We start from the raw sequence: 12,565 nt of genomic DNA on the forward strand, positions 1-12,565 counted from the left end.
CCGTCACCCTCGTCGTATCAGCTCTTGGCCTTGAGGAGGTCGCGCGCGATCACGACCTTCTGGACTTCCGAGGCGCCTTCGTAGATCCGCAGCGCCCGGATTTCCCGGTACAGTTCCTCCACCTTGACGCCCTTGGTGACGCCTAAGCCCCCATGGATCTGGACGGCCCGGTCGATCACCCTCTGGGCGTTCTCCGTCGCGACGAGTTTGGCGAGCGCGGCCTCGCGGGTGACGCGCGCCGCCCCGCGATCCTTGGTCCAGGCGGCGCGGTAGACGAGCAGGGCGGCGGCGTCGACCTCGGCCGCGCTGTCGGCGATGGCGGCCTGGGAGAGCTGCAGATCGCCCAGCGTGCCGCCGAAGAGCTTGCGCGCGTTCGCATGGGAGATCGTCTCGTGCAGCGCCCGCCGCGCGAAGCCCAACGCCGCGGCGCCCACCGTCGAGCGGAAGATGTCGAGCGTCGCCATCGCGACCTTGAAGCCGTCGCCGGGGCCGCCGATCCGGTTCTCGACCGGCACGCGGCAGGCCTCGAAACGCAGCGTCGCCAGCGGATGCGGCGCGATCACCTCGATGCGCTCGGTGACGCTCAGGCCCGGTGTGTCCGCCTCGACCAAAAAGGCCGACAGCCCGCGTGCGCCCGGCGCCTCGCCGGTGCGGGCGAAGACGACGTAATGGTCGGCGATGCCGCCATTAGAGATCCAGCTCTTCTCGCCGTCGATCCGGACATGGCCGTTGCCGTCGGGCGTGGCGGTGGTCGCCATCGCGGCGACATCGGAGCCGGCCTCCTTCTCCGACAGCGCGAAGGCCGCGATCCGCGCCCCCTCGCAGACGCCGGGCAGGATGCGCTGCTTCAGCGCGTCCGAGCCCGCGACCGTGATCGCGCCGGTGCCGAGCCCCTGCATCGCGAAGGAAAAATCCGCCAGCCCGTCACGCGCCGCCAGGATTTCGCGGGCGAGGCAGAGCGTGCGCACGTCGAGCGTCGGGTTCAGCCCGCCATAGGCCTCCGGCACCACCGCCCGCAGAAATCCGCCTTCGCCGAGAGCCGTGACTCGCGCCCGGCAGGCGGCGTCGACGTCGTCATGCGGCAGGCCCGGCAGGGTGGCGTCGGCCCAGGCCGACAGCTCGGCGGCGAAGCGACGGTGCCGGTCCTCGAAGAACGGCCAGTCGAGCGTGTCGCCGAGAATGCCCGGGAGATGAGGTCCGTCGAGCTTGGTCGCAGCCATCTCAGTTGCCCTCGAAGACCGGCTTCTGCTTGTTGGCGAAGGCGTGGTAGGCGCGGGCGAAGTCCTCGGTCTGCATGCACAGCGCCTGCGCCACGGCTTCCGCCTCGATCGCGCTCTCGACCGACATCGCCCATTCCATCTCGAGCATGCGCTTGGTCATGGCGTTGGCGAAGGTCGGTCCGTCCGCCAGTTCCGCGGCCAGCGCCTGCGCCTCGGCGAGAACCTGCTCCTTCGCGACGAGCCGGTTGAGGAAGCCCCAGCGCTCGGCCTCTTCACCGCGCAGGGTCCGGCCGGTGTAGAGCAGTTCCGCCGCGCGGCCCTGGCCGATGATCCGGGGCAGCATCGCGCAGGCGCCCATGTCGCAGCCGGCGAGCCCGACGCGGTTGAACAGGAAGGCGATCTTGCTCTCGGTGGTGCCGAGCCGCAGGTCGGACGCCATGGCGATGATCGCGCCCGCCCCGGCGCAGACGCCGTCGATGGCGGCGATCACCGGCTGCGGGCAGGCGCGGATCGCCTTGACCAGATCGCCCGTCATCCGGGTGAACTTCAGCAGCTCCTTGGTCTCCATCGCGACCAGCGGGCCGATGATCTCGAAGACGTCACCGCCAGAGGAGAAATTGCCGCCAGCGCCCGTCACCACGATCGCCTTGACGTCCTCTTCCTTCTGCGCGGCGAGGAAGAAATCGGTGAGTTCGCGGTAGCTTGCGAAGGTCAGCGGATTCTTTTTCTCAGGCCGGTTCAGCGTCACCGTCGCGACCTTGCCGGCGACGGTCAGCGCGAAATGCTGCGGCTGGAAGGCCGCGAGCGGCAGGGTCGTGGCGTTGGCCGGCATGGTCACGAGGCATCTCCCTTGCCGGCGTCGTCCGGCTTGCTGGCGTCCTGCGCGCGGGCCGCGATCGCGCGGTGCAGCGAGGTCTTGGTCTGCCCGAGCAGGCGGAAGAGCTGCGCCCGCTCCGGCTGGTCGAGCCCCGCGAAGAGCTCTGCGATCCAGCCCTCATGGCGTTCGGCCATCGCCTTGAAGGCCTTGCGGCCCTGCGCCGTCAGCGTCAGCACCTGCACGCGCCGGTCCTGCGTGGCGGCGCGCTTGTCGACGAGCCCGTCGGCCAGAAGCCCGGCGACGACCGCGGTGACGTTGCCGTTCGAGACCATCAGCCGCTGCGACACCTCGCCGACGGTCATGCCGGTGCTCGACTTGTCGAGCTGCGCCATCAGGTCGAAGCGCGGCAGCGTCGTCTTGAACTCCTCGCGCAGCCGGTTGCGGATCTCCGTCTCGATCAGCGTCGAGCAGGTCAACAGCCGCAGCCAGAGCCGCAACTCGTCCTTGTGGTCGCCGGGGCGCTCGCTCGCCTTGGTCTCGCGGTCGAGCATCAGGCCCGGCAGGATGCTCTCCATCGCCTAGAACTCCCCGCCATTGATCGTCAGGGATTGGCCGGTGACCGAGCCGCTGGCCGGTCCGCAGAGATAGAGCACCGCCTGCGAGATCTCGTCGGGCGCAATCAGCCGCCCTTGCGGATTGGCCTTGACCATGTCCGTCAGCGCCTGCTCGCGGCTGACACCGGTCTTGGCGACGATGGCGTCGAGCCCGCTCGCCACCATGTCCGTGTCGGCATAGCCCGGGCTGACCGCGTTGACGGTCACGCCGCTGCGCGCCGTCTCCAGCGCCAGCGACTTCACCAGCCCGATCACCGCATGCTTGGCCGCGACATAGGCCGAGACATAAGCATAGCCGCGATGGCCGGCGGTCGAGCCGATCGCGATGAGGCGCCCGTGCCCGCGCTCGACCATGCCGGGCAGGGTGCCGTGGAACAGGTTCACGGTGCCGATCAGGTTGATCTCGGTCATCCGGCGGAAGCGCTCGGCCGGGCTGCGCAGGAAAGGGCCGGTCTCGACGGCGCCGGCATTGGCGACGGCGATGTCGATCGGCTGATCGGCGGACAGCCGCGCCAGCACCTGCGCCATCGCGGCCGCATCGGTGACGTCGCAGGCGGCCTGGGCGTCGGCGTCGCCGGCAGCACAGGCCGCGGACAGCGCCGCCGCATCGCGGCCGATGATGGAGACGTGTGCCCCCTCGCGGCGCAAGCGCGCGGCGACGGCGCGGCCGATCCCGCGCCCTCCACCCGTCACCACCGCGTGCCGCCCTGAAAGGAGCATCCGATCCGCCTCCCGATGCACAAATCTATTTTAGGTCTAAAGCATTTTGCAAGCGGCTGCGACGGCCGGGGCAAAGGTTCTCCAAAAAGGCCGAAAGCCACCAGCACAATGCATGTTACTGGTGCGGGGCCTGCGTCGTTTGATCTCGGTCAAGGCGATGAGGGCGTCGCTTGAGTGAAAATTATTTTAGGCCTAAAATAATTTTGCAGTCGGTTCGGGGAGAGGGGCTTCAGATGCGTATCGCGGTGGTCGGCGGCGGGCCTGCGGGGCTCTATTTCGCGCTCCTGATGAAGCGGGACTGGCCGGATCTCGACATCACGGTCTTCGAGCGCAACCAGCCCGACGACACCTTCGGATTCGGTGTCGTCTTCTCCGACCAGACGCTCGACATCTTCAAGGCCGCCGACGAGGCGAGCTACGCCGCGATCCGCGACAATTTCGCATATTGGGACGACATCGAGGTCCACTTCAAGGACAGCGTCCACCGCGTCTCCGGCAACGGCTTCTGCGGCTGCTCGCGCCGCTCGCTCCTGCTGCTCGTCCAGGCGCGGGCCCGGGAACTCGGCGTCTCCCTGCGCTTCGGCGAGGAGGCGGCCGACATCGAGACGCTCAAGACGCAGTACGACCTCGTCGTCGGCTGCGACGGCATCAACAGCCGCATCCGCGAGGGCTGGCGCGATCGCTTCCAGCCGGAGGTCGATCTGCGGCCGAACCACTTCACCTGGATGGGCTCGACGCGGCCCTTCGACGCCTTCACCTTCTTCTTCAAGGAGACGCAGCATGGCGTCTTCATCGCCCATTGCTACCAGTATGAGGCCGGCCGCTCGACCTGGGTGCTGGAGACCGACCCCGACACCTTCCGGAAGGCCGGCCTCGGCGCGATGGACGAGGCGGCGTCGGCCGTCTTCCTCGAAGGCGTCTTCGCCGAGGAACTGCAGGGCCACCGGCTGATCACCAACCGCTCGCTCTGGCGCAACTTCCCGATGATCCGCTGCCGCAACTGGGTGGTCGAGAACGTCGTTCTGCTGGGTGACGCCAAGGCCACCGCGCATTTCTCGATCGGCTCGGGCACCAAGCTCGCGATGGAGGATGCGATCGGCCTGCACAAGGCCTTCCACAAGGCCGGCCTCCAGGTCGCCGACGCACTCGCCCTGTTCGAGCGCACCCGCCGCGAGGAGGTCGAGAAGACCCAGCATGCGGCGGATGTCTCGCTGGTCTGGTTCGAGCAGCTCGGCCGCTTCTGGGATTTCGATCCGCTGCGCTTCGCCTTCGGCCTGATGACCCGCTCCAAGGCGATCACCTATGACAATCTCGCGCTGCGCGCGCCCGACATGGTCGCCGCCGTCGACGAGATGGTCGCGGGCGAACTCGGCCCGCTCGCCCGCCGCCGCAAGGACGGCAGCGCCGTGCCGCCGGCCTTCCAGCCGCTGAAGCTGCGCGATCTCACGCTGGAAAACCGCCTCGTTCTGGCGCCGATGTGCCAGTATTCGGCTGAAGAGGGCGTGCCCGGCGACTGGCACCTGATGCATTACGGCTCGCGCGCGATCGGCGGGCCCGGCCTGATCTTCACCGAGATGACCTGCGTCGCCGCCGATGCGCGGATCACGCCCGGCTGCGCCGGTCTCTACACCGATGCGCAGGAGGCCGCCTGGGCCCGCATCGTCGCTTTCGTCCACGCCAATTCCGCCGCCAAGCTCTGCCTCCAGCTCGGCCATGCCGGGCGAAAGGGCGCCACCAGACTGATGTGGGAGGGCATGGACCGCCCGCTGGCGGAGGGCGCCTGGCCGATCATCTCGGCCTCGCCCTTGCCCTATTACCCGGAGAGCCAGGTGCCCCGCGAGATGACGCGCGCCGACATGGACCGCGTGAAGGCGGAGTTCGTGGCGGCGGCCGAACGCGGCGCGCGCGCCGGCTTCGACATGCTCGAGCTCCACTGCGCCCATGGCTATCTGCTGGCGAGCTTCCTCTCGCCGCTGACCAACCGCCGCGGCGACGACTACGGCGGCTCGGTCGAGAACCGCCTGCGCTATCCGCTCGAGGTATTCCGGGCGCTGCGCGAGATCTGGCCGCGCGAGAGGCCGATGTCGGTGCGCATCTCCGCGACCGACTGGGCGCAAGGTGGCCTCTCGGCGGAGGATTCGGTGGCCATCGCCGAGGCCTTCGCCGCCGAGGGCTGCGATCTCGTCGACGTCTCGACCGGCCAGACCGTGCGCGAATCGCGGCCGGTCTATGGCCGCATGTTCCAGACCCCGTTCTCGGACCAGATCCGCAACGAGGCCCGGGTCGCCACCATGTGCGTCGGCAACATCACGACCGCCGACCAGGCCAACACCATCGTGGCCTCCGGCCGGGCCGATCTCGTCGCGCTCGGGCGCCCGCATCTGTCGGACCCGTCCTTCGTGCTGCGTTCGGCCGCCTGGTACGGCGTCGATCTGATGCAGCCGGTTCAATATGGGCCGGGCAAGGACCAGCTCCTGCGCAACACCCCGCGCGAGCGGCAGGACCTGGAGGCGCTCAAGCTCAAGGCCAAGCCGAGCCGGCATGCGCTGAGCCCGTGATGCCACGGGGGCTGCCGCCGCCGCCTCCGGAACATCCTGCCTGCCGCAGGGTTGCCTGATCCGATGCCCGCACGCTGCGCGGGCCAGGAAAGGGTTATCCGATGCTCCGCTCGCTTCCGGGCCTCGCGCTCGCCACCGCTCTCGCGGCCCTGACCTCCGCCGCCCTGGCCCAGCCGCAGGGCCAGACCACGACGGCCCCCTCGTCGCCGGCCGAGGCCAAGGCCAGTGGCGGCCTCGGTCCCAGGACCACGAATACGACGGAGATCGACAAGGGCCAGAACATGATTTTGCCGAATGCCGGGCGTTCAGGCGAATCGGCGGCTCCGACCATGGTCTACGACTGCACGAAAAGGCCGCAGGACTGCACGACGCCCGTCAACCCGGGTGACAAGGCCGACCTGCCCGACACCTCCGCCGCGCCGCAGACGTCGAAGCCCTGAGCGGCCGCTCCCGATTGCGTGGCTGCAACCTCCTCATTGCCGGCGCATCCATTCCATTGCCCGCCGCGCGCGCTATCTCTGGCCCAACAGCCGAGCCTGTTCAGGCTCGGTGAGATTGGTGAAGGGGCCATCAGATGAAGCTCACCGGAATCCACCACGTCACCGCGATCTCGGCCGACGCGCCGGGCAATCGCCGCTTCTATGTCGAGACGCTGGGCATGCGCCTGGTCAAGAAGACGGTGAACCAGGACGACACCTCGGCCTATCACCTGTTCTATGCCGATGGCGCCGGCTCGCCGGGCACCGACCTGACCTTCTTCGACTGGCCGGCCCCGCCCGCCCGCCGCGGCACCCATTCGATCGTCCGCACCTCGCTGCGCGTCGCCGACGAGGCCTCGCTCGATTGGTGGCGCCAGCGCCTGACGGCCGCCGGCGTCACAGTCTCGCCGATCCGCACCATCAACGGCCGCTCGGCTGTCGATTTCGAGGACCCGGAGGGCCAGCGTTTGACGCTGCTCGCCGATGGCGGCGCGATTCCCTTCGTCGTGTGGGAGAACAGCCCGGTCCCGCCGGAGCACCAGATCCGCGGGCTCGGCCCGGTCACCATCTCCGTGCCGAAGCTGGAGCGTACCGAGGTCGTGCTGACGCAGTTGCTGGGGCTGGAGCGCATCGGCCGCTATCGCGACGCCGCCCATGCCACTGGCGAGATTCACGTCTTCAGGATTGGGGAGGGCGGCCCGGACGCGGAACTGCATGTCGCGGTCGAGCCGGATCTGCAGCAGGCGCGCGAAGGCGCGGGCGGTGTCCACCATCTCGCTTTACGCACGCCGACCTTCGCCGATTACGACGCCTGGGCCGAGCGCCTGCGCGCGGCCGGCTATCCCAACAGCGGGCCGGTCGATCGCTTCTATTTCCGCTCGCTCTATCTGCGCGAGCCCAATGGAATCCTGATCGAGATCGCGACCGACCAGCCGGGCTTCGCCACCGACGAGCCGGCCGAGACGATGGGCGAGGCGCTGTCGCTGCCGCCCTTCCTCGAAGGCCGCCGCGCCGCGATCGAGGCCGGCCTCAAGCCGCTGTGACCGGCGGCCTCGGCCGCGGAGCTCGACAGCATCGCGGGGCGGACCGGGCAGCCGGTCCGCCCCGCTGGTTTTTGTCGCAATCGCCGGGTGGCCTTCACCCCGCCTTAACCAAGACCGCTTCTACTCGAAGCAGGCCGCTTTGCCGGCTCGCGCCGTCCCGTTGCGACGGCGTCGGTGTGTTGCGTCGGGTCGAGAGCGTTCGGGATGTCGGGTCAAGGCTACAGGCTGCGCAAGGCGCCGCGAACCCGCTATCGGGTCGGCCATAACGTCTTCGTCCAGATCGCCGCCATCGTCGTCGCCTGCGGCATCGGCTATGTCGCGCTCGATCCCGGTCATGAGGTGCAGCGTCCCACCCCAGTGGCTGCCCAGCGCGACGTCATGGTCACGGGCTCGCTCGCCTCCTCGTCGACGGGCTATCGCGATCTGCTGAAGCCCGGCTTCGCGCTCGGGACCACGCCGTCGGCCTTCGGCGTGCATGCTCCGCTGCAGGCCGGGCTCCAGCGCAGCGAGGCGTCGGTCCCGCCCGCTCGCCTCCCGCTCTCAGCCGAGCCTTCCGCCGTCGCCGCCCTGCCGCCTTCATCTGCGGCGGCCCCATCGGCGCCTGCCGTCCAGCCGGCCCCTGCCGCGGTCGCGTCCGTCGCGGCGCCATCGGTCGAGCCGCAGGCCATCACCCGCATCGTCAAGGACGCGCCGCTGCCGGCGCCGCGCCCGGCCGACCTCAAGGGGCCGCAGTCGGCCGAACCGCCCGCCATCGCGCTGCGCCAGCCGACCCGCCGCGCCGCCAGCGTCGCCGCCGCGACGCCGGCCCCGCCGGCCGAGGACAACCGCTCCTTCCTCGAGAAGCTCTTCGGCGCGGCGCCCCAGCCCAAGGGGCCGGCCATGGCCTATGCCGCGCCGGAGGACGACGCGGTCGATCGCTCGCGCGGCCGCCGCCTCAGCCCGTCCTTCGGGCCCGCGCCCGGAGCCGCACAGGCCACGGCGATCTACGACATCAGCGCCAAGACCGTGCACATGCCCAACGGCGAAAAGCTGGAGGCCCATTCCGGTTTTGGCGACAAAATGGACGATCCCCGCTACGTCCATGTCCGGATGCATGGCGCGACGCCGCCCCACACCTACAATCTCGTCGAGCGTGAAGCGCTCTTCCATGGCCACCGCGCCCTGCGGATGCATCCGGTCGGAGGCAGCAGCGCGATCTATGGCCGCGCCGGCCTTCTGACCCACCCCTATCTGCTCGGACCCAACGGCCAGTCCAATGGCTGCATCTCCTTCAAGGACTATGACCGCTTCCTGCAGGCCTATCTGCGCGGCGAGGTGAAGCGCATCGTCGTCGTCGCCAGCATGCGTGATGCGCCGACCTCGCTGATCGCCTCGCGTTGACGCGCAGGTGAGCGGCGCGTGATCATCGGTTGGGAAACGATGGGCCGAGCCGGGGCGTTCGGCTCCGTCGACCCACAGGGAGCCAGCCGATGACCCGATCCGCGACCTTCACCCCCGCCGCGCGCCGCCTCCTGGCAGGCGCCACCTTTCTCGCCGCCACGATGGCCCTGCCTGCTCTGGCCCATCACGGCTGGGCCTGGGCTGAGGGCGAGCAGATGGAGCTCAAGGGCACGATCCGCACGATCTCGATGGCCCCGCCGCATCCGATGCTGATGGTGACCGCCGCCGACGGCAGGGAGTGGCAGGTCGACCTCGGCAATCCCAACCAGACCGCGCGCTCCGGCTTCACCGGCGAGACGGCCAAGCCCGGCGACGCCATCACCGCGCTCGGCAACCGCCATCTCGACAAGAGCAAGGCCCACATGAAGGCCGTGCGCATCGTCATCGCCGGGCAGAACTACGACATGTATCCGGAGCGTATCCGCACCAACTGAGGCCGCATGGAGCTTCTCGCCGGTCTCGGGACATGGCCCGGAGCCGTGCTGCTCAAGCAGAGCGGCACGGCCTATCTCCTCGTCAACGCCAGCCACATCCTCGGCCTCGCCCTGCTGATCGGCGCGATCCTGCCGCTCGACCTCCGGCTGCTTGGCGTCTTCCGCAGCGTCCCGGTCGCCGCCCTCGCGCCCGTGCTGTCGCGCATGGCGGGAATCGGGCTTGGCCTCGCGCTCGTCACCGGCGCCTGGCTCTTCACGGTGCGCCCGGTCGAATATGCCCGCAATGCCGCCTTCCTCTGGAAGCTCGGCCTGCTCGCCCTGGCGCTCGCCAACATTGCCCTGCAGCACCGCAGCGCGGCCTATGTCCGCGCGCTCGCGGGTGACATCACCGCGGCGGTGCGCTGGCGCGCAACCGCTTCGGTCACGCTCTGGCTCAGCGTGCTGCTGGCGGGACGCTGGATCGGCTTTCTCTGAAGCGGCCGCCGGCCCCGGAGGCCTCAGCCCTTGGCGGCGGCCTTGGTCTTGGTCGCGGCGGCCTTCGGCTTGGCGGTGGCAGTCTTCGCCCCGGCCTTGGCGCCTGCTTTCGCCGCTGCGGGTTTGGCTGCAGACTTGGCCGCGGGCTTCTTCGCCGGCGCCTTGGCGGCCTTCGCCTTGCCGGGCCCCTTGACGCCGCTCGACTCGGCCTTGGCGTTGACCAGCTCCACCGCCTGCTCGAGCGTGATCGCCTCCTGCGTCAACGACTTCGGCAGCGTCGCGTTGACCTTGCCCCAGTTGACGTAAGGCCCGTACTTGCCCGCCCGCACCACGAGCTTGCCGCCGGTGGGGTGCTCGCCCAGATCGCGGCCGGGAACCGCGGCGCCACGCCCGAAGCGAGCGCCCGGCCCCCCTGTCTCCTTGGCGACGATGAGGTCGATGGCGCGGTTGCCGCCGATCTGCAGGATGTCGTCGTCCTTGTCGATATTGGCGTAGGTCTTGCCGTGCTGGACGTAAGGCCCGTAGCGGCCGATGCCGGCCAGAATCGGCTCGCCGCTCTCGGGATGCCTCGCGACCTCCTTCGGCAGCGAGAGCAAAGCGAGCGCCGTCGCAAGGTCGACGCTGCCCGGGCTCATGCCCTTGGGCAGGCTGGAGCGCTTGGGCTTCTCGCCCTCGCCGAGCTGGATATAGGGGCCGAAGCGCCCGTCGCGGACCGTGACCTCGGCCTCTGTCACCGGGTCCTTGCCGAGAATTCGCACGCCCGGCGCGCCGGTGCCGCCCTCGGCGGTGGCCTCGCCATCGGCGGCGGAGACGGTCAGAGGGCGGGTGTAGCGGCATTCGGGGTAGTTCGAGCAGCCGACGAAGGCGCCGAACTTGCCGAGCTTCAGCGACAGCGTGCCGGTGCCGCAGACCTGGCAGGAGCGCGGATCGCCGCCATCCTCCCGCTGCGGGAAGACATGGGGACCGAGCACGCCGTTCAGCGCCTCCAGCACCTCGGTGACGCGCAGATCCTTGGTGTCGCCGATCGACTTGGTGAATTCCTCCCAGAATTCGCGCAGCAGTACCTTCCAGTCGATCTCGGCATTCGAGACGCGGTCGAGCTTCTCCTCGAGCAGGGCGGTGAAGTCGAAGGCGACATAGCGGTTGAAGAAGCTCTCGAGGAACGCCGTCACCAGCATGCCCTTGTCCTCGGGCACGAGGCGCTTCTTCTCGATGCGGACATATTCGCGGTCGCGCAGCGTCGACAGCGTCGCGGCATAGGTGGAAGGCCGGCCGATGCCGAGCTCTTCCATGCGCTTGACGAGGCTGGCCTCCGAGTAGCGCGGCGGCGGCTCGGTGAAGTGCTGGTCGGCCGCGATGGCGCGCTTCTCGAGGGACTCGCCCGTCTTCATCACCGGAAGCTTCTTGGAGTCCTCGTCCTCCTCGTCGTCGCGGCTCTCCTGGTAGAGCGTCAGGAAGCCGTCGAAGAGCGTGACCTGGCCGGTGGCCCGCAGCTCGAGGTCGCGACCGGCGACGGTCGCCGCGATGTCGACCGTGGTGCGCTCGAGCGAGGCCGATTCCATCTGGCTGGCGATGGTGCGCTTCCAGATCAGCTCGTAGAGCCTGGCCTGTTCGGGCTCGAGATGGCGCGCGACCATGGCCGGCAGCCGGCCGAGATCGGTCGGGCGGATCGCCTCGTGGGCCTCCTGCGCGTTCTTCGCCTTGACGGTGTACTTGCGCGGCACGTCCGGCACATAGGCGTCGCCGAACTCCTTGCCGATGACGCGGCGCGCCGCGGCGATGGCCGAGCCGTCCATGTCGACGCCGTCGGTTCGCATATAGGTGATGAGACCGACCGTCTCGCCGCCGATGTCGACGCCCTCATAAAGCCGCTGGGCCAGCTGCATCGTCCGCGCCGGAGCCAGCCCGAGCTTGCGGGAGGCTTCCTGCTGAAGGGTCGAGGTCTGAAAGGGCGGGTAGGGGTGGCGCTTGACCGGCTTGGCCTCGACATTGGCGACGTTGAAGGCGGCGCTCTCCAGCGCCTCCTTGAAGGCGCGGGCCTCGTCGCCGGTGCCGATGTCGAGCCGGGTGATCTTCTTGCCGTCGGCGCCGACGAGGCGGGCGTCGAAGACGCCGCCGGCCGCGGTCGCCAGCGTCGCCACCAGCGACCAGTACTCGCGGGCCCGGAAGGCTTCGATCTCGCGCTCGCGGTCGCAGACGATGCGCAGCGCCACCGACTGCACGCGCCCCGCGGAGCGGGCGCCCGGCAGCTTGCGCCAGAGCACTGGAGAGAGGGTGAAGCCGACGAGATAGTCGAGCGCGCGCCGCGCCAGATAGGCATCCACCAGCGCCTGGTCGACCTGGCGCGGATTGGCGAGCGCGGTCTGCACGGCATCCTTGGTCACCGCGTTGAAGGTCACGCGCTCGACGGGAATGCCCTTCAGCGCCTTCTTGGCATTGAGCGCCTCCAGCACGTGCCAGGAGATCGCCTCGCCCTCGCGGTCGGGGTCGGTCGCGAGGATCAGCTTGTCGGCGCCCTTGAGCGCCTTGACGATCTCGGCGACCTGCTTGGCCCCGCGCCCCTCGATCTCCCACTTCATCGCGAAGTCGTGCTCGGGATCGACCGAGCCGTCCTTGGCCGGCAGGTCGCGGATATGCCCGAAGGAGGCGATCACCTCGTAGTCCGAACCGAGATATTTGTTGATCGTCTTGGCCTTGGCCGGCGACTCGACGACGAGGAGCTTCATGATGGCGTGTCTCGGTAACAGCCTCATCGGAGCGCGAAAT

At 69.3% G+C, this 12,565-nt stretch carries 11 protein-coding genes; 6 read left to right on the forward strand and 5 right to left on the reverse strand.

The features are described 5' to 3' along the window. Positions 1–17: 17 nt before the first annotated feature. From BSY19_RS16380 to BSY19_RS16395, 4 genes are read right to left on the reverse strand one after another with little or no spacing between them, the layout of a single operon-like run. Positions 18–1,220: an acyl-CoA dehydrogenase family protein gene (locus BSY19_RS16380; RefSeq protein ID WP_069055073.1), complete on the reverse strand. Its 1,203-nt coding sequence runs from the start codon at positions 1,218–1,220 to the stop codon at positions 18–20. A 1-nt stretch (position 1,221) separates the two neighbouring features. After that, the gene (locus BSY19_RS16385; RefSeq protein ID WP_069055074.1) at positions 1,222–2,058 is read right to left on the reverse strand and encodes an enoyl-CoA hydratase family protein; all 837 of its coding nucleotides are present in this window, start codon (positions 2,056–2,058) and stop codon (positions 1,222–1,224) included. Then, positions 2,055–2,612 (reverse strand): MarR family winged helix-turn-helix transcriptional regulator, encoded by a 558-nt coding sequence (locus BSY19_RS16390; protein ID WP_236840378.1) that lies wholly within the window; start codon positions 2,610–2,612, stop codon positions 2,055–2,057. Before BSY19_RS16390 ends, BSY19_RS16385 begins: the two co-directional genes overlap by 4 nt. 3 nt (positions 2,613–2,615) lie before the next feature. After that, positions 2,616–3,371, reverse strand: coding sequence for an SDR family NAD(P)-dependent oxidoreductase (locus tag BSY19_RS16395; protein ID WP_069055075.1), 756 nt, complete (start codon positions 3,369–3,371; stop codon positions 2,616–2,618). A 233-nt stretch (positions 3,372–3,604) separates the two neighbouring features. On the opposite strand from BSY19_RS16395, the gene BSY19_RS16400 reads away from it, so the two are divergent. The 6 genes from BSY19_RS16400 to BSY19_RS16425 all read left to right on the forward strand — a co-directional run bounded on the left by BSY19_RS16400 (position 3,605) and on the right by BSY19_RS16425 (position 9,799). Further along, positions 3,605–5,929: a bifunctional salicylyl-CoA 5-hydroxylase/oxidoreductase gene (locus BSY19_RS16400; protein WP_069055076.1), complete on the forward strand. Its 2,325-nt coding sequence runs from the start codon at positions 3,605–3,607 to the stop codon at positions 5,927–5,929. A gap of 101 nt (positions 5,930–6,030) precedes the next feature. Next, on the forward strand, positions 6,031–6,369 hold the full coding sequence (locus BSY19_RS16405; RefSeq protein WP_069055077.1) for a hypothetical protein: 339 nt from the start codon (positions 6,031–6,033) through the stop codon (positions 6,367–6,369). Between the two features lie 134 nt (positions 6,370–6,503). Next, positions 6,504–7,451, forward strand: coding sequence for a ring-cleaving dioxygenase (locus BSY19_RS16410; protein ID WP_069055078.1), 948 nt, complete (start codon positions 6,504–6,506; stop codon positions 7,449–7,451). A gap of 204 nt (positions 7,452–7,655) precedes the next feature. Further along, entirely contained in the window at positions 7,656–8,831 is a 1,176-nt protein-coding gene (locus BSY19_RS16415) for a DUF2778 domain-containing protein (RefSeq protein ID WP_069055079.1), read from the forward strand. Positions 8,832–8,920: 89 nt separating this feature from the next. Then, a complete protein-coding gene (locus BSY19_RS16420) occupies positions 8,921–9,325 on the forward strand; it encodes a DUF6152 family protein (protein ID WP_442856652.1) in 405 nt (134 codons plus the stop codon). Between the two features lie 6 nt (positions 9,326–9,331). After that, positions 9,332–9,799 (forward strand): DUF6644 family protein, encoded by a 468-nt coding sequence (locus BSY19_RS16425; RefSeq protein ID WP_069055080.1) that lies wholly within the window; start codon positions 9,332–9,334, stop codon positions 9,797–9,799. Positions 9,800–9,822: 23 nt separating this feature from the next. On the opposite strand, the gene topA is transcribed toward BSY19_RS16425, so the two are convergent. Continuing rightward, positions 9,823–12,525, reverse strand: coding sequence for a type I DNA topoisomerase (gene topA, locus BSY19_RS16430; protein WP_069055081.1), 2,703 nt, complete (start codon positions 12,523–12,525; stop codon positions 9,823–9,825). Positions 12,526–12,565 lie beyond the last annotated feature (40 nt).

This window comes from Bosea sp. RAC05 (assembly GCF_001713455.1).
Classification (GTDB): Bacteria; Pseudomonadota; Alphaproteobacteria; order Rhizobiales; family Beijerinckiaceae; genus Allobosea.